At 64.8% G+C, this 20842-nt stretch carries 18 protein-coding genes and 3 tRNA genes; 1 reads left to right on the top strand and 20 read right to left on the bottom strand.

What is annotated here, in order from left to right:
- Positions 1 to 198 precede the first annotated feature (198 nt).
- The 20 genes from C1931_RS13865 to C1931_RS13960 all read right to left on the bottom strand — a co-directional run bounded on the left by C1931_RS13865 (position 199) and on the right by C1931_RS13960 (position 18763).
- Positions 199 to 275 (bottom strand) — tRNA-Met (locus tag C1931_RS13865).
- An 82-nt stretch (positions 276 to 357) separates the two neighbouring features.
- Positions 358 to 434 (bottom strand) — tRNA-Met (locus C1931_RS13870).
- A gap of 127 nt (positions 435 to 561) precedes the next feature.
- Positions 562 to 2022 (bottom strand): NADH-quinone oxidoreductase subunit NuoN, encoded by a 1461-nt coding sequence (gene nuoN, locus C1931_RS13875; protein ID WP_108757771.1) that lies wholly within the window; start codon positions 2020 to 2022, stop codon positions 562 to 564.
- A gap of 15 nt (positions 2023 to 2037) precedes the next feature.
- The gene (locus tag C1931_RS13880) at positions 2038 to 3546 is read right to left on the bottom strand and encodes an NADH-quinone oxidoreductase subunit M (RefSeq protein ID WP_108750214.1); all 1509 of its coding nucleotides are present in this window, start codon (positions 3544 to 3546) and stop codon (positions 2038 to 2040) included.
- Positions 3547 to 3569: 23 nt separating this feature from the next.
- The gene (gene nuoL / locus C1931_RS13885) at positions 3570 to 5747 is read right to left on the bottom strand and encodes an NADH-quinone oxidoreductase subunit L (RefSeq protein WP_108756777.1); all 2178 of its coding nucleotides are present in this window, start codon (positions 5745 to 5747) and stop codon (positions 3570 to 3572) included.
- Positions 5748 to 5754: 7 nt separating this feature from the next.
- The gene (gene nuoK / locus C1931_RS13890; protein ID WP_006381125.1) at positions 5755 to 6060 is read right to left on the bottom strand and encodes an NADH-quinone oxidoreductase subunit NuoK; all 306 of its coding nucleotides are present in this window, start codon (positions 6058 to 6060) and stop codon (positions 5755 to 5757) included.
- Entirely contained in the window at positions 6057 to 6713 is a 657-nt protein-coding gene (locus C1931_RS13895) for an NADH-quinone oxidoreductase subunit J (protein WP_108753690.1), read from the bottom strand. The genes nuoK and C1931_RS13895 overlap by 4 nt, the downstream gene beginning before the upstream one ends.
- Before the next feature lie 9 nt (positions 6714 to 6722).
- Entirely contained in the window at positions 6723 to 7211 is a 489-nt protein-coding gene (gene nuoI / locus C1931_RS13900; RefSeq protein ID WP_108750217.1) for an NADH-quinone oxidoreductase subunit NuoI, read from the bottom strand.
- 3 nt (positions 7212 to 7214) lie between these two features.
- Positions 7215 to 8309, bottom strand: coding sequence for an NADH-quinone oxidoreductase subunit NuoH (nuoH, locus tag C1931_RS13905; protein ID WP_108753691.1), 1095 nt, complete (start codon positions 8307 to 8309; stop codon positions 7215 to 7217).
- On the bottom strand, positions 8306 to 10540 hold the full coding sequence (nuoG, locus tag C1931_RS13910) for an NADH-quinone oxidoreductase subunit NuoG (protein ID WP_108756778.1): 2235 nt from the start codon (positions 10538 to 10540) through the stop codon (positions 8306 to 8308). Before nuoG ends, nuoH begins: the two co-directional genes overlap by 4 nt.
- Positions 10537 to 11877 carry an NADH-quinone oxidoreductase subunit NuoF gene (nuoF, locus tag C1931_RS13915; protein WP_108750220.1) on the bottom strand — a complete coding sequence of 447 codons (1341 nt, stop codon included), beginning with the start codon at positions 11875 to 11877 and terminating at the stop codon, positions 10537 to 10539. Before nuoF ends, nuoG begins: the two co-directional genes overlap by 4 nt.
- A 4-nt stretch (positions 11878 to 11881) precedes the next feature.
- Positions 11882 to 12409, bottom strand: coding sequence for an NADH-quinone oxidoreductase subunit NuoE (gene nuoE, locus C1931_RS13920; protein WP_108750221.1), 528 nt, complete (start codon positions 12407 to 12409; stop codon positions 11882 to 11884).
- Positions 12410 to 12506: 97 nt separating this feature from the next.
- Positions 12507 to 13814 carry an NADH-quinone oxidoreductase subunit D gene (locus tag C1931_RS13925; RefSeq protein ID WP_108753693.1) on the bottom strand — a complete coding sequence of 436 codons (1308 nt, stop codon included), beginning with the start codon at positions 13812 to 13814 and terminating at the stop codon, positions 12507 to 12509.
- The gene (locus C1931_RS13930) at positions 13811 to 14560 is read right to left on the bottom strand and encodes an NADH-quinone oxidoreductase subunit C (RefSeq protein ID WP_108753694.1); all 750 of its coding nucleotides are present in this window, start codon (positions 14558 to 14560) and stop codon (positions 13811 to 13813) included. Before C1931_RS13930 ends, C1931_RS13925 begins: the two co-directional genes overlap by 4 nt.
- A gap of 34 nt (positions 14561 to 14594) precedes the next feature.
- Positions 14595 to 15149 carry an NADH-quinone oxidoreductase subunit B gene (locus C1931_RS13935; RefSeq protein WP_079222612.1) on the bottom strand — a complete coding sequence of 185 codons (555 nt, stop codon included), beginning with the start codon at positions 15147 to 15149 and terminating at the stop codon, positions 14595 to 14597.
- Entirely contained in the window at positions 15140 to 15496 is a 357-nt protein-coding gene (locus C1931_RS13940; protein WP_079222613.1) for an NADH-quinone oxidoreductase subunit A, read from the bottom strand. The genes C1931_RS13935 and C1931_RS13940 overlap by 10 nt, the downstream gene beginning before the upstream one ends.
- A 110-nt stretch (positions 15497 to 15606) precedes the next feature.
- Positions 15607 to 15691: transfer RNA gene (locus C1931_RS13945), tRNA-Leu, on the bottom strand.
- A 51-nt stretch (positions 15692 to 15742) separates the two neighbouring features.
- Positions 15743 to 16180 carry a preprotein translocase subunit SecG gene (secG, locus tag C1931_RS13950; RefSeq protein WP_108750224.1) on the bottom strand — a complete coding sequence of 146 codons (438 nt, stop codon included), beginning with the start codon at positions 16178 to 16180 and terminating at the stop codon, positions 15743 to 15745.
- A 50-nt stretch (positions 16181 to 16230) separates the two neighbouring features.
- Complete coding sequence (tpiA, locus tag C1931_RS13955) at positions 16231 to 16986, bottom strand: triose-phosphate isomerase (RefSeq protein ID WP_108756779.1); 756 nt, start codon at positions 16984 to 16986, stop codon at positions 16231 to 16233.
- Positions 16987 to 17827: 841 nt separating this feature from the next.
- Positions 17828 to 18763, bottom strand: coding sequence for a 2-oxoglutarate and iron-dependent oxygenase domain-containing protein (locus C1931_RS13960; RefSeq protein WP_108756780.1), 936 nt, complete (start codon positions 18761 to 18763; stop codon positions 17828 to 17830).
- A 186-nt stretch (positions 18764 to 18949) separates the two neighbouring features.
- On the opposite strand from C1931_RS13960, the gene C1931_RS13965 reads away from it, so the two are divergent.
- Positions 18950 to 20824 (top strand): sulfatase-like hydrolase/transferase, encoded by a 1875-nt coding sequence (locus C1931_RS13965; RefSeq protein WP_108756781.1) that lies wholly within the window; start codon positions 18950 to 18952, stop codon positions 20822 to 20824.
- Positions 20825 to 20842 lie beyond the last annotated feature (18 nt).

The following is a 20842-nucleotide window of genomic DNA, read 5'->3' on the forward strand; positions in this document are numbered from 1 at the left end:
CTCCCGATGGGAGACCGCCTTCAGGGGTAATGCTAGGCCGCTGATGATAGCGGTTGCACCGCGCTGGTGCAAGGTTCGGGCCAGGGGTCAGATCCCTTTTCCTCTGGAAAAGGGATCTGACCCCAACCCAGCGAAAACGACGCAGACCACCAAAGAAAAACGCCTTCGAAGCAGGACTTCGAAGGCGATCTCTTTACTTGGTAGCGGGGGCAGGATTTGAACCTGCGACCTTCGGGTTATGAGCCCGACGAGCTGCCAGACTGCTCCACCCCGCATCAGAAGCGGAATTATGAGCGATGACTTCAAAACATGCAAGCCTTCCCTCATTCATCAAACCGGTTGGCGCCGATATGAAGTTGGTAGCGGGGGCAGGATTTGAACCTGCGACCTTCGGGTTATGAGCCCGACGAGCTGCCAGACTGCTCCACCCCGCACCGGAAGTGTTTGAACTGCTGCCCTGCTCTTTCGAGGAGGGCTACCGCAACGATGTTCTGGCTGAACCGCTGCAGTGACAACTCAGGCTGCGCATATTACACGAATCGCGCAGCTTTGTGTCAACTTTTATGCAAGATGCGCAAAAGCCTTCTGGCACCACAGCATGATCGGGTTCCAAGACAGGCCCAGCGCCAGCAGTGCCAGGGCGTTCACGCCCAGCACCACGCCCAGCACGCGGTCGTTGCTGCGCGGCATGGCCTCGCCCACCGGCTCATCGAAGTACATGACCTTGATGACACGCAGGTAGTAGAAGCAGCCCACCACGGCGCACAGCACGCCCAGGATGGCCAGCCACAGCAGGCCGCCGTTGATGGCAGCGCCGAGCACGGCCAGCTTGGTCCAGAAGCCCAGGAACGGCGGAATACCGGCCAGCGACGCCATGATGCACAGCACCAGGCCGGCCATCCACGGGTTGCGGGCGTTCAGGCCCTTGAAGTCTTCGATGTTCTCGGCTTCAAAGCCCGCACGCGACAGCGCGATGATCGCGCCGAAGGCGGCGGTGGACATGATGGCGTAGGCCAGTGCGTAGAACAGCGCGGCGGCATAGCCCTGCGCACCGCCACCGGCAATACCCATCAGCAGGAAGCCGATGTGCGAGACGGTGGAGAAGGCCAGCATGCGCTTCAGGTTGCTCTGCGCGATTGCCATCAGGTTGCCCAGCACCAGCGACACCGCGGCCAGGCCGCCGATCAGCATCTGCAGCTCGGTGGACAGCGGGCCCACGCCCATTTCCAACAGGCGGTAGGCCATGCCGAACGCGGCCAGCTTCGGTGCCGAGCTGATGAACAGCGCGATCGGGGCCGGGGCACCCTGGTACACGTCGGGCAGCCACATGTGGAACGGCGCGGCACCGAGCTTGAAGGCGACGCCGGCGATCATGAACACCGCACCGGTGATCAGCAGCACGCGCTCTTCCGAGTGCGGGATGGCGTCACGGATGACATCCAGGTGCAGGCTGCCGGTGGCGCCGTAGATCAGCGACATGCCGTACAGCAGCAGGCCAGAGGCCAGCGAACCGAGGACGATGTACTTCATCGCCGCTTCCGAGGCCAGGCCGTTGTCGCGGTTGCTGGCCACCAGGGCGTAGGAGCACAGGGCCAGCAGTTCCAGGCCCAGGTAGACCATCAGCAGGCTGCCGGCCGAGACCAGGATCATCATGCCGGCGGTGCCGAACAGGATCAGCACCGGGATTTCGCCCTGGAACAGGTTGCGGTCACGCAGGTAGCGCCAGCCGTAGACCAGGGTCAGGCCGCTGAGCAGCACGATGCCGGTCTTCATGACGTCGGCCGCCGTGTCGCGCACGAACATGCCGTGGAAGACCTCGCCCTGCCCGCCCACGCCGGTAGCCAGCATGAACAGCACCACGGCCAGCGCCGCGAGCGAGAACAGATGGGTGACGATCTTGTTCCGGTTGCTGACGAACAGGTCGAGGATCATCAGGGCGAAGGCGCTGCCGATCAGCACCAGCTCGGGGGCGAGCGGTGGCAGGTCGGCGGCGGTCAATGGCAGCAGCGGCGAGGTGGTCATCATCAAATCCTGGAATTACAGCAGCTTGCTGGATGCGATCTGCATGGCCAGCTTGGCGATCGAGGGCTCCATCAGGTCGGTCAGCGGCTTGGGGTAGATGCCCAGAGCCAGCACGCCGACGGCGAACACGCCCAGCACCAGCCATTCGCGGCCGTTGATGTCCTTCAGTTCGGCCACGTGGCTGTTGGCCACTTCACCGAAGAAGATGCGCTTGTACAGCCACAGGGTGTAAGCCGCACCGATGATCAGGGTGGTGGCCGCGCCCAGGGCAATCCACGGGTTCCGCTGGAAGGCCGACAGGATGACCATGAATTCACCGACGAAACCGCTGGTGCCCGGCAGGCCTGCATTGGCCATGAAGAACAGCATGGCGAAGGTGGCGAACCAGGGCATGACATTCACCACGCCGCCGTAATCGGCGATGCGGCGGCTGTGCATGCGGTCGTACAGCACGCCCACGCAGGAGAACATCGCGCCGGACACGAAGCCGTGCGAGATCATCTGCACCATCGCACCCTGCAGGCCCAGGCGGGCGGCATCGGCGTTGCCGGCCTCACGCACCAGCCACAGGGCAATGAAGGTGCCCAGGGTGACAAAACCCATGTGCGCGATCGACGAATAGGCGATCAGCTTCTTCATGTCGTCCTGCACCAGGGCGACCAGGCCGACGTAGATCACTGCGATCAGGGACAGGGCGATGACCAGCCAGGCCCACTCGTTGGACGCGTCCGGCACGATCGGCAGGTTGAAGCGCAGGAAGCCGTAGCCACCGATCTTCAGGGCGATGGCGGCCAGGATGACCGAACCGGCGGTCGGCGCTTCCACGTGCGCGTCCGGCAGCCAGGTGTGCACCGGGAACATCGGCACCTTCACCGCGAAGGCGATCAGGAAGGCGAAGAAGATCCACGTCTGCTCGGTGGCCGACAGCTGCAGCGCGTACAGGTCGGCCAGCTGGAAGCTGCCGCCCTTCATGTACAGGTAGATCAGCGCCACCAGCATCAGCACCGAGCCGAGGAAGGTGTACAGGAAGAACTTCAGCGCTGCGTAGATGCGGCGCGGGCCGCCCCAGACACCGATGATCAGGAACATCGGGATCAGCATCGCTTCGAAGAACACGTAGAACAGCATCGCGTCGGTGGCAGCGAAGATGCCGACGGTGACGCCTTCCAGGATCAGGAAGGCCGCCACGTACTGGTTCACGCGCTTGTTGATCGCGCTCCAGGCACCGATCAGGGCGAGCACGCTGACCAGCGTGGTCAGCAGGATCAGCGCCACGGCGATGCCGTCCACGCCCAGGTTGTAGCCGATGTTGTACGCCGGGATCCACGCGTGGGTCTCGACGAACTGCAGGGCATCGATGCCCGGATCGTAGCCGGCCAGCAGCGGCAGGCTTGCCGCGAAGGTCAGCAGCGCGACGCCCAGCGACGCCCAGCGGGCGGTCTGCGCATCACGGATCGCAAGAATCAGGGCACCGCCGATGATCGGCAGCCAGATGAGGACACTGAGTAGGGGCCAGTTCGACACGTCTTCTTATTCCGTACAGGTCATCAACGCAGGTAATGCATCAGCACGCCCAGCAGGGCAATCAGGCCGATGATCATCGCGAAGGCGTAGTGATAGAGGAAACCGGATTGGGTACGACGCAGCACGCCGGCTGCGACGTCCACAACACGTGCCGAGAGATTGACCACGCCATCGACGATGTTGCTGTCGATCCAGCGCGACACCTTGCCAAGCTTGACGCTGCCGCCGGCAAAGCCATCGATCCACAGCTTGTCGAAGCCGTACTTGTTTTCCAGCACCGACACCAGCGGGGCGAAGGTCTTGCGTGCCTTGCCCGACAGGTCCGGCTTCCACAGGTAGAACAGCGCGGCCAGCAGGAAGCCCGCCAGGGTCAGCCAGAACGGCGGCAGCATCATGCCGTGCAGCGCGAACGCCACCGGGCCATGGAACTCTTCACCCAGGAAGGCCACGGTGTTCTTGGCCGGATCGTAGAAATCGACGATGCCGGTGAAGAACGTGTTGACCTGGCCCTTGATGGCCGCGTGCGCGTGGTGGCCGGCCCAGTCGGTGCCATGCAGCATCGGACCGATGCTGAAGAAACCGATGGCGATGGACGGAATGGCCAGCAGGATCAGCGGCAGGGTCACCACCCACGGGGTTTCGTGCGGCTCATGCGGACCGTGGCCATGGCCGTGGTCGTCATGGGCATCGCCGTGGTGCGCATCAGCATGATGGGCATCGGCCGCGTGGTGATCGTCATGGCCGTGGCCATGGTCGTCGTGGTGCGCGTCACGGAAGCGCTCCGGACCGTGGAAGGTCAGGAACAGCAGGCGGAAGCTGTAGAAGCTGGTGACCAGCACGCCACCCAGCACTGCCCAGTAACCGTAGGTGGCCACCCAGGTGTGCTGCATGTGGGCGTGGATCTCGGCCGCCTCGATGATGGTGTCCTTCGAGTAGAAGCCGGAGAAGAACGGCGTACCGACCAGGGCCAGCGTACCGATCCACATGGTGATGAAGGTGATCGGCATGTACTTGCGCAGGCCGCCCATCTTGCGCATGTCCTGCTCGTGGTGCATGGCGATGATGACAGAACCGGCACCCAGGAACAGCAGCGCCTTGAAGAAGGCGTGGGTCATCAGGTGGAACACGGCGGCCGAATAAGCCGACACGCCCAGTGCCACGGTCATGTAGCCCAGCTGCGACAGGGTCGAGTACGCGACCACGCGCTTGATGTCGTTCTGCACGATACCGATCAGGCCGGTGAAGAAGGCCGTGGTGGCACCGATGAACAGGATGAAGTTCAGCGCGGTCTGCGACAGCTCGAACAGCGGCGACATGCGGGTGACCATGAAGATACCCGCGGTGACCATGGTCGCGGCGTGGATCAGTGCCGAGATCGGGGTCGGGCCTTCCATCGAATCGGGCAGCCACACGTGCAGCGGAACCTGGGCCGACTTGCCCATGGCACCGATGAACAGGCTGATGCAGATGACGGTGGCGATCGACCAGACCACCGGCGCGCTCAGCAGCTGCATGCCGAACAGGGTGCCGTCCCAGATCTGCATCTTGGCTTCAGGGCTGGCCAGCACGCCGGCCTGCGAGAACACCTGCGAATAGTCCAGGGTGCCGAACACCCACAGCACGCCGGCGATACCCAGCAGGAAGCCGAAGTCACCGACGCGGTTGACCAGGAACGCCTTCATGTTGGCGAAGATCGCGGTCGGGCGCTTGAACCAGAAACCGATCAGCAGGTACGACACCAGGCCAACCGCTTCCCAGCCGAAGAACAGCTGCAGGAAGTTGTTGCTCATCACCAGGGTGAGCATCGAGAAGGTGAACAGCGAGATGTAGCTGAAGAAGCGCTGGTAGCCCGGGTCTTCTTCCATGTAGCCGATGGTGTAGATGTGCACCAGCAGCGACACGAAGGTGACCACCACCATCATCATGGCGGTGAGCTTGTCCACCATGAAACCGACGTGGGCCGAGTACTGGCCGACTTCGAAGAAGGTGTACAGGTTCTGGTTGAACGGCTGCGCGCCCCCCCACAGCAGCTGGTACAGCGTGTACATCGACAGGGCGCAGCTGATGGCCACGCCGAGGATGGTGACGGTCTGCGCGCCGAAGCGCTTGACCTGGCGACCGAACAGGCCGGCGATGATGCTGCCGAACAGCGGTGCAAGCACCACTGCGATCAACAGACTCTTGGAGAGAGTGATTTCCATCTGTGGATCAGCCCTTCAACGAATCGACTTCGCCGACATTGATCGTGCGGCGGGTACGGAACAGGGTCACCAGGATCGCCAGGCCGATGGCGGCCTCGGCAGCGGCGACGGTCAGGATGAAGAACACGAACAGCTGGCCGGACGGATCACCCAGCTGGCGGGAGAACGCAACGAAGTTCACGTTCACCGACAGCAGCATCAGTTCGATCGACATCAGCAGCACGATGACGTTCTTCCGGTTCAGGAAGATGCCGGCCAGGCTGATGGCGAACAGCACCGCGCCCAGCGCAAGCATGTGGCCAAGGGTAATCACGGCTGGGTCTCCTCGCCGGCGGCCGGCTTGCTGTTGCTGTGCACGACCGGCTGCTCTGCGCCCATCTTGACCATGCGCAGGCGGTTGCCGGCCTTGACCATGGTCTGGTCGCCCGGGTTCTGGCTCTTCACGCCGGTACGGCGGCGCAGGGTCAGCATGACGGCGGCCACCACGGCCACGGTCAGGATGACGGCGGCGAACTCGAACGGCAGCAGGTATTCGGTGAACAGCGTGCGTGCCAGCCAGGTGATGTTGGAGCTGTCAGCCGCCAGCGCGGCGGCGTTGTCGGCCGGGAAGGCGTTGACCGCCCTGCCCTTCACGCCGATCAGGATGAGCATCTGCACCAGCATGGCCACGGCAACCACCAGGCCCACCGGCAGGTAACGCACCCAGCCTTCGCGCATCTTGGTGGGGTCGATGTCCAGCATCATCACCACGAACAGGAACAGCACCATCACCGCACCCACGTAGACCAGCACCAGCGCCACGCCGAGGAATTCGGCGCCCACCAGCAGCCACACGCAGGCAATGGAGAAGAAGGTCAACACCAGGCAGAGCACGGCGTGAACCGGGTTGCGCACGCTGATCACCGCACCGGCCGAAACCGTTGCCGCGATGGCGAACACCCAGAAAGCGATATTTACCCAATCCATCTCTCGACCTCAGCGGTAAGCGGCATCGGCGGCACGACGCTCGGCGATCTCGGTTTCGAGACGGTCGCCCAGGGCCAGCAGCTGCGGCTTGGTAACGATGTTTTCGCCACGCTTCTCGAAGTGGTACTCGAGGATGTGGGTTTCGACGATCGAGTCCACCGGGCAGCTTTCTTCGCAGAAGCCGCAGAAGATGCACTTGAACAGATCGATGTCGTAGCGGGTGGTACGGCGGGTGCCGTCTTCGCGCTTGGCCGAGTCGATGGTGATGGCCAGCGCCGGGCAGACCGCCTCACACAGCTTGCAGGCGATGCAGCGCTCTTCGCCGTTGGGGTAACGGCGCAGCGCGTGCAGGCCACGGAAGCGCGGCGACTGCGGGAACTTCTCCATCGGGTACATCATCGTGTACTTCGGCTTGAAGCTGTACTTCAGCGTCAGCCAAAGACCGGCCAGCAGTTCGAGCAGCAGCAGGCTCTTGAAGTAATGGGTAATCCTGTTCATCACTTAGACGCCCTTTTGAATCACGCCGAAGAACACCATGACGGCGGTAACCGCGATCCACAGAATGGCCAGCGGAATGAAGACCTTCCAGCCCAGGCGCATGATCTGGTCATAGCGGAAGCGCGGGAAGCTGGCACGGAACCAGATGTAGGCACTGGCGAAGAAGAACACCTTGACGAACAGCCACGGTGCACCGCCCTTCCAGATCCAGTCGACCAGCGGCGAGATGTTGCCCAGGTCGACCCAGCCCTGGATCGGGCTCAGCCAGCCGCCGAGGAAGAAGATCGAGATCAGGAAGCTGATCAGGATCATGTTCGCGTATTCGGCCAGGAAGAACAGCGCGAAGGCGCCGCCGGAGTACTCGACCATGTGGCCGGCCACGATTTCCGATTCGCCTTCCACCACGTCGAACGGCGCGCGGTTGGTTTCAGCCACGCCCGACACCCAGTAGATGACGAACAGCGGGAACAGCGGCAGCAGGAACCAGTCGAAGAAGCCGGAGCTGCCGGCCTGCGCCATCACGATGTTGCTCAGGTTCAGGCTGCCCGCCGCGATCATCACGCCGACCAGGGCGAAGCCCATGGCGATTTCGTAGCTGATCATCTGCGCCGAGGCGCGCATGGCACCCAGGAAGGCGTACTTCGAGTTGGACGCCCAACCGGCCAGGATGATGCCGTAGATGCCCAGCGAGGTCATCGCCAGCAGGTACAGCAGGCCGGCATTGGCGTTGGACAGCACGATCTGCGAATCGAAGGGCACCACCGACCAGGCCGCGAAAGCCGGGGCCAGGGTGATCAGCGGCGCCAGCAGGAAGATCGCCTTGTTGGCGCTGCTCGGCTGCAGCACTTCCTTGAACAGCAGCTTGAAGACGTCGGCGAAGGCCTGGAAGATGCCCATGCCCACGTACATCGGGCCGTGGCGGACGTGCATCCAGCCGATCAGCTTGCGTTCCCAGACCACGTAGAAGGCCACCGAGACGATCACCGGCACGGCGATCACCAGGATCTTCAGGATGATCCAGATCAGCGCGCCGATGTCACCCAGGGCAAGCAGCCACTGGTGCAGCGGGTCGACCGCGTTCAACAGCAATTCGTTCATGCAGCCACCACCGATACGCGAGCGGCACCCAGCGGCGCGGTCGCGCCGTGGCCCGATTCAATCCAGACCGAACCCGCAGCGACGCGGGCGTCGACCACCACCGGCAGGGTGCCCTTGCCGGCATCGGTGCCGACCTTGGCCATCTGCCCTTCCTGCAGCTGCAGGCGCGCGGCATCTTCAGCGTTCAGCACGATGCGCGGGGCGTTGTTCAGCGGGTGCGACTGCAGCGCCGGCGCGCGGCGGACCACCGCATCGGTGCGGTAGATCGCAGCGGTCGAAGCCACTTCCAGGCCTTCGCCGGCAACGGCCGGCTGGGCCGAAGCGGCCACGGCGACCGACACCGGGGCCAGGCTGGCGCGCAGGCCGGCCAGGTCGGTGAAGTCGAAACCGGCCAGGGCCATGTCACCGCCCAGCGCACGCAGCACGCGCCAGCCTTCACGGGCCTCGCCCGGCAGCTTGCCGCCGGCACGGGCCGACTGCTCGCGACCATCGAGGTTGGTCAGGGTGGCGTCGATTTCCGGCAGCGCGCCGATCGGCAGGATGACGTCGGCAACGTCGCGGGTGGAAACACAGGCGAACTGGCTGAAAGCCACCACCTTGGCACCGACCAGCGCCTTGCGCGCGGCCGGGGCGTCGGCAAAGTCCAGGCCCGGTTCCAGGCCGTACACCACGTAAGCCTGGCGCGGCTGCGCCAGCATGGCGGCCACGTCCTTGCCGGCCGGCAGCACGCCGGCGCGGGTCAGGCCCACGGCATTGGCGCCCTGCGGGATGCGGCACAGCTTGGCGCCGGTGGCGGCAGCGAAATCACGCGCAGCGGCGCGGATCGCGGCGGCCTGCGGGTGGTTTTCGGCGATGCCACCGACGATCAGCACGGTGTTGCTACCGCCCTGCACTGCCGAACGCAGCTCGGGGTCGGCCAGCGCCTCGACGAACTTCGACGGGGCCACGATCTGCTTGCCGGCGATGCCGAAGGCGAAATCGAAATCAACCGGGTTGATGACGTGGATCTTCGCGCCCTTGGTGGTCTGCGCCTTGCGCAGGCGGGCGTGCAGCAGCGGCAGTTCGTGGCGGATGTTGCTGCCCAGAACGACGATGCGGTCGGCGCCTTCGATCTCGGCCAGCGGCAGGCCGAAGACTTCGGCGGTGGCGGCGTCGGAGAAGTCGCGGTTGTTGATGCGGTGGTCGATGTTGTTCGAGCCCAGGCCCTTGGCCAGGCGGGCCAGCAGCGCGCCTTCCTCGTTGGAGGTGGACGGATGCACCAGCACGCCCAGGTGGTCACCCTGGTGGGCCTTGAGGATCTCGGCAGCCGCGGCCAGGCCTTCAGCCCAGCTCACTTCCTTCCACTCGCCATTGACCTTGCGCAGCGGCTTGACCGCACGGTCTTCGCTGTACAGGCCCTGGTGCGAATAGCGGTCGCGGTCGGACAGCCAGCACTCGTTCACCGCTTCGTTGTCGCGCGGCACGGTGCGCAGCACTTCGCCGCGACGCACGTGCAGGAACAGGTTCGAACCCATCGCGTCGTGGTAGCCCAGCGATTCGCGCGCGGTCAGTTCCCACGGGCGGGCGCGGAACTGGAACACCTTGTTGGTCAGCGCGCCAACCGGGCAGACGTCAACCACGTTGCCGGACAGCTCGGTGGTCAGCGGCTTGCCGTCGTAGGTACCGATCTGCAGGTTCTCGCCGCGGTACATGCCGCCCAGTTCATAGGTGCCTGCCACGTCGGCGGTGAAGCGCACGCAGCGGGTGCACTGGATGCAGCGGGTCATTTCGGTGGCGACCAGCGGACCCATGTCCTCGTCGGGCACCACGCGCTTGCGCTCGTTGAAGCGGCTGACCGAACGGCCATAGCCCAGCGAAACGTCCTGCAGCTCGCATTCGCCGCCCTGGTCGCAGATCGGGCAGTCCAGCGGGTGGTTGATGAGCAGGAACTCCATCACCGAACGCTGGAACTTGAGCGCCTTCTCACTGCGGGTGGCGACCTTCATGCCGTCCATCACCGGGGTGGCGCAGGCCGGCGCCGGCTTCGGCGACTTCTCCACGTCCACCAGGCACATGCGGCAGTTGGCGGCGATCGGCAGCTTCTCGTGGTAGCAGAAGCGCGGAATGGAGATGCCGGCCTTGTCGGCGGCCTGGATGATCATCGAGCCCTTGGGCACGACCAGCGACTTGCCATCGATCTCGATGGTGACGTGATCGGGTGGGACGCTCGGATTTACGGGTTGCGCGCTCATGCAGCGGCTGCCTCCACCTTCTTGCCGTCAACCATCGAATGACCGTTGACGATGTAGTACTCGAACTCGTCCCAGAACTGGCGCAGGAAGCCCTGGATGGGCCATGCAGCCGCTTCGCCGAACGCACAGATGGTGTGGCCTTCGATCTGGCCGGCCACTGCCTTCAGCTGGTGCAGGTCTTCCATCGTGGCCTTGCCGGCGACGATGCGCTCCAGCACGCGGTGCATCCAGCCGGTACCTTCGCGGCACGGGGTGCACTGGCCACAGGATTCCTTGTGGAAGAACTGGCTGATGCGGCAGGCGAACTTGACGCAGCACACGCTGTCATCCAGCACCACGACGGCGCCCGAACCCAGGCCGGAGCCCAGCGCACGGATGGTGTCGTAGTCCATCGGCAGGCCCTTCAGCTCGGCCGCGGTCAGCACCGGCATGGACACGCCGCCCGGAATCGCGCCCTTCAGGGTGCGGCCCGGACGCAGGCCACCGGCCATTTCCAGCAGGTCGTCGAAGGTGGTGCCCAGCGGCACTTCGAAATTGCCGCCGTTCTGCACGCAACCGGACACCGAGAAGCACTTCGGGCCGCCGTTGCCGGTCAGACTCAGCCCCTTGAACCACTCCGGGCCGTTGCGGATGATCGCCGGCACCGAGCCGTAGGTTTCGGTGTTGTTGATGGTGGACGGCTTGCCGTACAGGCCGAAGTTCGCCGGGAACGGCGGCTTGTAGCGCGGCTGGCCCTTCTTGCCTTCCAGCGATTCCATCAGCGCGGTTTCTTCGCCGCAGATGTAGGCGCCGGCGCCCAGGGCACCGTAGATGTCGATGTCCACGCCCGAGCCCATCACGTTCTTGCCCAGCCAGCCATTTGCATAGGCGTCGGCCAGGGCCTGTTCGAAGTGCTCGAACGGCTCGTGGTGGAACTCACCGCGCAGGTAGTTGTAACCCACGGTCGAGCCGGTGGCGTAGCAAGCGATCGCCATGCCTTCCACCACCGAATGCGGGTTGTAGCGCAGGATGTCGCGGTCCTTGCAGGTGCCCGGCTCGGATTCGTCCGAATTGCAGAGGATGTACTTCTGCATGTTGCCCTTGGGCATGAAGGACCACTTCAGGCCGGTCGGGAAGCCAGCGCCACCGCGGCCGCGCAGGCCGGAGGCCTTGACCATCTCGATGACCTGCTCCGGCGGGATCTTCTCTTCGAGGATCTTGCGCAGGGCGGCGTAGCCACCGGTCTTCAGGTAGCTTTCGTACGACCACGGGGTGTCGTAATGCAGGGTGGTGTAGACCACCTGGTGCGGCAGCGGCGCGGGGCCGACCGGACCCTTGGATTCGTGGTGATGTGCCATGCCCTTACTCCAGCCCGTCCAGCAGCTCGTCGACCTTTTCCAGGGTCAGACGCTCATGGTAGTGACCGTTGATGACCATCATCGGTGCGCCACCGCAGCCCGCCAGGCACTCTTCCTCGCGCTTGAGGTAGACGCGGCCGTCCGGGGTGGACTGGCCGTGCTTGATGCCCAGCTTCTTCTCGCAATGGCGCACGATGTCTTCGGCGCCATTGAGCCAGCAGCTGATGTTGGTGCAGATGGCCACGTTGTTGCGGCCCACCTTCTCGGTCTCGAACATCGAGTAGAAGCTGGCCACTTCGTAGGCCCACACCGGCGGCAGGTCCAGGTACTTGGCCACGCCGGCGATCAGCTCGTCGGTCAGCCAGCCCTCGTTCTGCTCCTGGGCCGCATGCAGGCCCTGCAGCACGGCAGAGCGCTTGCGGTCCGGCGGGAACTTGGACAGCCAGTGATCGATGTGAGCGCGGGTCTTGTCGCTCAGCACCACCATCGGGTCGACGTCGCGCGCCGCCTCGAAATTACCTGTCGCCTTCATCGGCCGACCTCAGCGAAATGCATAACGTGAAATTCCAGAGACTGCGGCGCCGGCTTGCGCCGGCTGCCTGCAGCGGGCGTTGGCGTGGCGGACGGCATTACCGGTCAACCTCGCCGAACACCAGATCGTAGGTACCGATCATGGCCACCACGTCGGCCAGCATGTGGCCGCGCACGATCGAATCGATCGAGGACAGGTGGGCGAAGCCGGGGGCACGCAGGTGCACGCGGAAGGGCTTGTTGGCGCCGTCGGAGACCAGGTAGCAGCCGAACTCACCCTTCGGGGCTTCCACCGCCGAATAGGTTTCACCGGCCGGCACGCAATAGCCTTCGCTGAACAGCTTGAAGTGGTGGATCAGCGCTTCCATGTCGTCCTTCATGTCCTCGCGCTTGGGCGGAGCGACCTTGAAGTTCTTCACCATCACCGGGCCCGGGTTGGCCTTCAGCCACGCCACGCACTGCTTGATGATGCGGTTGGATTCGCGCATTTCGGCAACGCGGACCAGGTAACGGTCGTAGCAGTCGCCTTCCTTGCCCAGCGGGATGTCGAAATCGACGGCATCGTACTTGGCGTACGGACGCTTCTTGCGCAGATCCCAGGCAACGCCCGAGCCGCGCAGCATCACGCCGGTCATGCCCCACTGGTGGGCCAGTTCCGGGCTGACCACGCCGATGCCGACCGTACGCTGCTTCCAGATACGGTTGTCGGTCAGCAGGGTTTCGTATTCGTCAACGCGACCCGGGAACTCGTTGGTGAAGTTCTCCAGGAAGTCCAGCAGCGAGCCTTCACGCGAAGCATTGAGCTGCTTCAGCGCCTTGCCCTTGTGCCAGCGCGATTCCTTGTACTTGGGCATGTGGTCCGGCAGGTCGCGGTAAACACCGCCCGGACGGTAGTACGCCGCGTGCATGCGCGCGCCGGAGACCGCTTCGTAGCAGTCCATCAGCTCTTCGCGCTCGCGGAAGGCGTACAGCATGACCGCCATGGCGCCCAGATCGAGCGCGTTGGAGCCCAGCCACATCAGGTGGTTCAGGATGCGGGTGATTTCGTCGTACATGGTGCGGATGTACTGCGCGCGCTCGGGCGCTTCGATACCCATCAGGGTTTCGATCGCGCGCACGTAGGCGTGCTCGTTGCACATCATCGACACGTAATCCAGGCGATCCATGTAGCCGATCGACTGGTTGAACGGCTTGGACTCGGCCAGCTTTTCGGTACCACGGTGCAGCAGGCCCACGTGGGGGTCGGCACGCATGATGGTTTCGCCGTCCATTTCCAGGATCAGGCGCAGCACACCGTGGGCGGCCGGATGCTGCGGGCCGAAGTTCATGGTGTAGTTGCGGATTTCCTGCCGGCTTTCGGCGGGGTTGCTGGCGAAGGCTTCGCCAGCCTGGTGTACGTGGCTCACTTCACTGCCTCCTGCGCGCGCTCACCTTCTGCGGTCTGCAGACGGGCGTCGTCGCGGATCACGCGCGGCACGCCGACGCGCGGCTCCACCGAGGTGACCGGTTCGTAGATCACGCGCTTCTTTTCTTCGTCGTAGCGGACTTCGACGTTGCCGATCAGCGGGAAGTCCTTGCGGAACGGATGGCCGACGAAACCGTAGTCGGTCAGGATCCGGCGCAGGTCCGGGTGACCTTCGAAGATCACGCCGTACAGGTCGAACGCTTCGCGCTCGAACCAGTTCAGGCCCGGCCAGATGCCGGTCAGCGAGGACACCACCGGCAGTGCTTCGTCAGGGGCGAAGCAGCGCAGGTGCAACATCAGGTTGTGCTGGTACGAGCGCAGCTGGGCGACCACGGCGAAACGCTGGGTCGGCATGTGCTGCGGGCGGGCGCCATCGGCACCGTTTTCTTCGCTGGGGAACTCGCCCCAGGCGAAGCGGCCCTGCGCCTTGCCTTCCACGCCACGACTGAAGCCCTGCGAGGAAACGTCGGCGGTGTCCCATTCGTCCGAGCCGTAGCCCAGGTAATCGACGCCGCACAGGTCCACGGCCTGCTCGAAACCAAACTCGTCACGCAGCGCCAGGGCAGTGGCGTGCCACTGAGCCGCAGGCACCTCCAGCGTCACTTCGCCGCGGGGTTCGACCACGATGACCTTCGCACCAGCGAAACGTGCGGAGAGTCGGTCGATGAAGGATGCTTGCTCTGCCATGGGGGCTTGGCGCGCTCTTGTCAGGTGAAAAGGGTCAGCGGGCGATGGTCTGTGTACGCCAGATCTTCTTCTGCAGCTGCAGGATCCCGTACACCAGCGCCTCGGCGGTCGGCGGGCAGCCCGGGACATAGACGTCCACCGGCACCACGCGATCACAGCCGCGCACGACAGAATAGGAGTAATGGTAGTAGCCGCCGCCATTGGCGCAGCTGCCCATCGAGATGACCCACTTCGGGTCCGGCATCTGGTCGTAGACCTTGCGCAGCGCCGGGGCCATCTTGTTGACCAGGGTGCCGGCCACGATCATCACGTCGGACTGACGCGGCGACGGACGGAACACCACGCCGTAGCGGTCAAGGTCCAGACGCGCCGCACCGGCGTGCATCATTTCCACCGCACAGCAGGCCAGACCGAAGGTCATGGGCCACATGGAGCCGGTGCGCGCCCAGTTCAGCAGGGCATCGACACTGGTGGTGACAAAGCCCTTTTCCAGCAGGGGGTTGTCGCCTTCCGGCCGCAGGATGTCATCCACCCGCCCTTCCGGGACCGGGTTGTTCATGAGGCCATCGAGAGTCTGAATCACTCCCATTCCAGCGCTCCCTTCTTCCAGACGTAAATGAAACCGAGGAACAGCATGCCGACGAACAGGCCCATGGTGACGAGCGAACGGGCGCCCAGTTCCATGAAGACCTGGGTCCACGGCACGATGAAGATGATTTCCAGGTCGAAGACGATGAACTGGATCGCGATCAGGTAGTAGCGCACGTCGAACTTCATGCGCGCGTCTTCGAAGGCCTCGAAGCCGCATTCGTACGGCGACAGCTTTTCCAGATCGGGGCGGCGGGGGCCGAGGAATCGACCAATCAGCATCAGCGTGATGCCGATACCGGTGGCGACGATCAGAAACAGCAGAGACGGCAAATATTCGGCCAGCACAGCGATTCTCTCTTGCCTCTGCCGCCGCGCCTGCAGGCGCTTTGGCATGGGGGAGTGGACGGGAAACGGCTGGTGCATTGCGCACCAGGAGAACCCGCTTTACTTACAAATGGTGCCCAAGAGGGGACTCGAACCCCTACGACCTAAGTCGCTACCACCTCAAGGTAGTGCGTCTACCAATTCCGCCACCTGGGCAAACGATCACATCAGACCAACATCCCGATGCGCCGCGTATTGTAACCGGCTTCAGTCTTTCTGGGAGCCTTCGGACGGCTTTTCTTCACCAGAAGTGGAAGTTTCCGCCTGAGCCGGCACAGTGGCGGCCGGAACCGGTGCCGCCGGGACCTCCGCAGCCTTCGGCGCGGCCGGCAGTTCACCCGCCGGGACGGCCGGGGCGCTGGCCGCCGGGGCGGACATCAGGCCCAGGTCCTGGTCGGCCGCCGGACGGGTGCCATGGCCGGCGTACCAGGCCATGAACAGGCTGATGCCGAAGAACACCACGGCCAGCCACTTGGTGGACTTGGACAGGAAGTTGGACGCGCCGCGCGCGCCGAACACAGTCCCCGAGGCGCCGGCACCAAAGCCCGAGCCCGCCGCCGCGCCCGAGCCACGCTGCATCAGGATCAGCGCGATCATGGCTACGGCCACCAGCACGTAGACGACATTGAGGATCAACATCAGCATTGGAAACCCGCCCTCGGACTGTTATGCCGACGCTGAGCCGGCTGTCTTGACTAAATGTGTGCCGCCGCCTGCGCGATGGCCAGGAAATCCGCGGCCACCAGCGAGGCGCCGCCGACCAGCCCACCATCGACATCCGGCTGCGCGAACAGTTCCCCGGCATTGTCGGGCTTCACGCTACCGCCGTAAAGAATGGGCAGTGAATCGGCGATTCTAGCATCCATGCGCGCGACTTCGCCACGAATGAAGGCGTGCACCTGCTGGGCCTGTTCCTTGCTGGCGGTCTTGCCGGTACCGATGGCCCAGACCGGCTCGTAGGCCACTACGGCATTGGCAAACCCCTCGGCGCCGACGCGCTCGAGCACCGGTGCCAGCTGGCTGGCGATGACCGCCTCGGTCTGCCCGGCTTCGCGCTGCTCCAGGGTTTCACCCACGCACAGCACCGGCACCAGGCCGGCGTGCAGGGCTGCGGCGAACTTGCGGGCGACCAGCTCGCTGCTTTCCTGGTGGTACTGGCGGCGCTCGGAGTGGCCGACCAGGCCGTAGCGGGCGCCGACCTCGTGCAGCATGGCTGCACAGACTTCGCCGGTGTAGGCGCCCTTTTCATTGCTGCTGACATCCTGGGCCCCGAACACCAGGCCGGTCTCGCCGAAGTCCTCGACCAGTTCGCCCAGGTACGGCAGCGGCGGCAGGATGACCACATCCACCCCGGCCTTGGGCAGCCCGGCGGCCACCTGGCCGAGCAGCTCGGTGGCGAATTGACGGCTGCCGTGCAGCTTCCAGTTTCCGGCGACGATCTTGCGGCGCATGGCGGTGGCTCCTGTATGAACTCAGCCGCCCATGATACCCGCTATGGCAAAAATCCGTTTCCGTGTAAGCGGTTACATGGATTTTCAGCCAACGGCGCAGCCCCTCGTGGCGGGGTTGGTCGCGAACGGCCCGGTGGGTTTTATTGGGTTGGCCGGGCGGGTGGGCCGCGCAGGGGACGCTGCAAGTACGTCCATGTAAGCTCGTAGGCGCCATCCATGGCGCCTGCGCCCCTGCGCACCCCACCCGCCCGGCCCCTGACACATTGCGGCGGTTCCGCCCGCCACGGAAAGAAAAAAGAAGAGCAGGAGCAAGAGCAGAAGCGGCATTCCGGGTGGGTTCCGGGGTCAGATCCCTTTTCCGCAGGAAAAGGGATCTGACCCCTACCCCGCTCGCCCCCTCACAGATTTCATCCACGCATGGCGTGGATCTACCGGAAGCGGGGTTTGCCCACCGTCACCGGGAAACTGTCAGGGGGGGCGGCGGTGTGGCTGGGTTCCGGGGTCAGATCCCTTTTCCTGCGGAAAAGGGATCTGACCCCTCCCCGTTCGCCCCCTCACAGATTTCATCCACGCATGGCGTGGATCTACCGGAAACGGGGTTTGCCCATCGTCACCGGGAAACTGTCGGGGGTGGGGCGGTGTGGGTGGGCAGGACCGCAGGCGCCATGGATGGCGCCTACGAGCCTACAGGGACGTACTTGCGGCGTGTCCTGCCCACCCACACCGCCCCACCCGACCAGCAGAAAACCAGAGCCGCTCTGGCTCTGGCTCTGGCTCTGGCCTCTGCGGGTGCAGGGTGCAACCCTGCAAAGAAAAAGGCCGCCTTTCGGCGGCCTTTTCATTATTTCAGCTTGATCTCGCGCAGGCGCTCTTCCAGGAAGCCGTGGGCGGTGATCGGCTCCGGGTAGCGGCTGGGGTTTTCCGGGGTGATGCACGAGGGCAGCACGTCGATCAGGAAATCCGGGTTCGGGTGCAGGAAGAACGGCACCGAGTAGCGCGGCTGGCGGGCCAGCTCGCCCGGGGGGTTCACCACGCGGTGGATGGTGGACGGGTACACGTGGTTGGTCAGGCGCTGCAGCATGTCGCCGATGTTGACCACGATGGTGTCAGCGTCCGAAGTGAACGGCACCCACTCGCCATCATGCGACTGCACTTCCAGGCCCGCGGCACTGGCACCAACCAGCAGGGTGATGAAGTTGATGTCGCCATGGGCGCCGGCACGCACGTTCGGAATGTCGTCGGTGGTGATCGGCGGGTAATGGATCGGGCGCAGGATCGAATTGCCGAAGTTGGTCTTGTCGGCGAAGAAGTCCTCCGGCAGGCCAATGTGCAGGGCCAGCGCCGACAGCACGCGCGAACCCAGGTTGTCCAGCGCCTGGTACAGGCCGTAGCCGCGCTCGCGGAAGCCCTCGACCTCGGTCGGCCACAAGTTCGGCGCCATCACATCACGGTACTTGGAGTCATCGGCGATCTCGCGACCGATGTGCCAGAACTCCTTCAGGTCGAAGTGCTTGGAGCCCTTGGCGGTTTCCACGCCGAACGGGGTGTAGCCGCGGGCGCCGCCGCTGCCAGCCACGTGGTACTTGCGCTTGACCTCGTCCGGCAGGGCGAAGAAGGCCTTGAAGACATCGTAGGCCGCGTCGATGTCGGCCTGCGGGATGCCGTGGTTACGGATGCCCGCGAATCCCCATTGGCGGTAGGCCGCGCCCAGCTCGGCCACGAAGGCCTCGCGGTCGCTGTCGAAACGGGTGATGTCGAGGGTCGGGATCTGGCTCACAGCGGTTCCTGGCTTGTCGTGGGTCTGTTCGGCCCGACAGCTGTCTGTGGGCCACCTGAACATTGTGACAGATCGGCCCAATTCCCACACCGATACATTGAAACAAACCGATACAATGCGCCGCCCTTCGCGTCTTGACGCCCTCGTCACACGCGCCCTCCCTCGTTCGCCCAACCCGTCGCCGCCATGGATGCTGCTTCCTTCAACACTCCCGCCCCGGGCGCCGAACGCCGCTGGCAGCGGCTGGCCTGGTGGTCGTTGTTCATTGCCGGCAATGCCGTGCTGGCGGCGCTGATCGCACTGGGCAACATTCCCGTGCGCGACAACCCCGGCGGCGCACTGGGCCTGACCTACCTGTCGGTTGCCCTGCCCGGCCACCTGCTGGCGCTGGGCGCGCTGGCCGGCCTGCTGCCATTGGCGCTGGGCCTGTGGCCGCGGCGCGCGCGCGTTCTGACGGTTTCGGCCATCGTGATGCAGGGCCTGTGGCTGTGCCTGTTGCTGGTGGATGCCAAGGTCTTCGCCCTGTACCGCTTCCACCTCAATGCCATGGTCGCCAACATGGTGTTCGGCGGCGCCCTGCACGACCAGGTGAGCCTGTCCTGGAAGACCTGGCTGCAGGCGATCGCGATGATCAGCGCCCTGTTCGGCGCGCAGGCCCTGCTGGCCTGGGCCTGCTGGAAGCTGCTGCCGGCGGCGCGACTGCGGCGCCGGGTGCTGCAGGCCTGGGCGCTGGTGGCGCTGTTGATGGCCGGCGGCCAGGTGGCCACGGCCTACTACGACGCGCTGGGCGAACGTGCGGTCATCAGCCAGTGGAACTACCTGCCCTGGGCCCAGCCGATCACCGCCAAGAGCTTCATGCGCCGGCTGGGCGTGGTCAGCCAGCCGCAGGCCGGCCTGCCCGACCCGCGCCATGCGCAGCTGAACTACCCGTTGCAGCCGCTGCGCTGCCAGAGCCACCAGCGCCCGAACGTGCTGATGGTGGTGCTGGAATCGCTGCGCAAGGACGCACTGACGCCGCAGTTCATGCCCAATACGGCTGCGCTGGCGCAGTCTTCGCGCGTGTACCAACAGCACTTCAGCACCGGCAATGCCACCCGCTACGGGCTGTTCGGCCTGATGTACGGGCTGCCCGGCGGCTACTGGCCGACCATGCTGGCCGAGCAGCGCGGGTCGCAGCTGTTCAAGGTGCTGCAGCAGCAGGGTTACGACCTGCACCTGTACGGCAGTGCGCCGCTGTACAGCCCCGAATTCGACCGCACCGTGTTTTCCGATGTGCGCAGCCAGCTGCACCAGGGCCCGCGCGATCGCGATTCGGCCGGGCGTGACCGCGCCATCGTCGAATCGCTGCAGCAGGACATCGTGGCCAGCCAGGCGGGCAAACGCCCGTGGTTCGGCTTTGTCTTCCTCGATTCCACCCATGCGCCGTACCACATGCCGGCCGACTACCCGGCGGTCGCCCAGCCCATGGCCGAGGACATCGACTTCCTGAAGTTCGGCCCGGACCACGACCCGACCCCCGAATTGAACCGCTACCACACCGCGGTGCACTACGCCGACAGCCTGGTCGGACGGCTGCTGGAAACGCTGCGTGCGCAGGGGCTGGACGAGGACACCATCGTGCTGGTCACCGGTGACCACGCCGAAGAGTTCAACGACCTGGGCCTGAACTACTGGGGCCACAACGGCAACTTCTCCGACTACCAGCTGCAGGTGCCGTTCGTGCTGCACTGGCCCGGGCAGGCGGCCGCGCAGGACGCCCGCACCAGCTCGCACGAAGACTGGGTACCGACGCTGATGCGCCACGGCCTGGGCTGCGAGAACGCACTGGCCGACTACAGCACCGGCCAGGACCTGCTGGCCGAACCGCAGGGCGCCCGTTCGCTGGTGGTGGAAAGCTGGTCGCAGCGCGCGGTGCGCCACGGCGATGCGATCCACGTGTTCGACAAGTTCGGCAACGCCACCACGCTGGATCGCCGCTACCACCCCTTGCCGCAGCAGGCGCCGGACCCGGCCAGCCTGCGCGCGGCCTGGGAAGCGCTGACCCGCTTCCGCAATCGTTGAACCACAGGACGGCTTCAA

This window comes from Stenotrophomonas sp. YAU14A_MKIMI4_1 (genome assembly GCF_003086855.1).
Classification (GTDB): domain Bacteria; phylum Pseudomonadota; class Gammaproteobacteria; order Xanthomonadales; family Xanthomonadaceae; genus Stenotrophomonas.

Bases quoted from the DNA above. Each gene is read 5' to 3' on its own strand.
- nuoN (WP_108757771.1), bottom strand. From the start codon at position 2,022: ATGACCACCTCGCCGCTGCTGCCATTGACCGCCGCCGACCTGCCACCG.
- nuoL (WP_108756777.1), bottom strand. From the start codon at position 5,747: ATGGAAATCACTCTCTCCAAGAGTCTGTTGATCGCAGTGGTGCTTGCA.
- C1931_RS13895 (WP_108753690.1), bottom strand. From the start codon at position 6,713: ATGGATTGGGTAAATATCGCTTTCTGGGTGTTCGCCATCGCGGCAACG.
- nuoI (WP_108750217.1), bottom strand. From the start codon at position 7,211: ATGAACAGGATTACCCATTACTTCAAGAGCCTGCTGCTGCTCGAACTG.
- nuoH (WP_108753691.1), bottom strand. From the start codon at position 8,309: ATGAACGAATTGCTGTTGAACGCGGTCGACCCGCTGCACCAGTGGCTG.
- nuoG (WP_108756778.1), bottom strand. From the start codon at position 10,540: ATGAGCGCGCAACCCGTAAATCCGAGCGTCCCACCCGATCACGTCACC.
- nuoF (WP_108750220.1), bottom strand. From the start codon at position 11,877: ATGGCACATCACCACGAATCCAAGGGTCCGGTCGGCCCCGCGCCGCTG.
- nuoE (WP_108750221.1), bottom strand. From the start codon at position 12,409: ATGAAGGCGACAGGTAATTTCGAGGCGGCGCGCGACGTCGACCCGATG.
- C1931_RS13930 (WP_108753694.1), bottom strand. From the start codon at position 14,560: ATGGCAGAGCAAGCATCCTTCATCGACCGACTCTCCGCACGTTTCGCT.
- C1931_RS13935 (WP_079222612.1), bottom strand. From the start codon at position 15,149: ATGGGAGTGATTCAGACTCTCGATGGCCTCATGAACAACCCGGTCCCG.
- secG (WP_108750224.1), bottom strand. From the start codon at position 16,180: ATGCTGATGTTGATCCTCAATGTCGTCTACGTGCTGGTGGCCGTAGCC.
- tpiA (WP_108756779.1), bottom strand. From the start codon at position 16,986: ATGCGCCGCAAGATCGTCGCCGGAAACTGGAAGCTGCACGGCAGCCGT.
- C1931_RS13965 (WP_108756781.1), top strand. From the start codon at position 18,950: ATGGATGCTGCTTCCTTCAACACTCCCGCCCCGGGCGCCGAACGCCGC.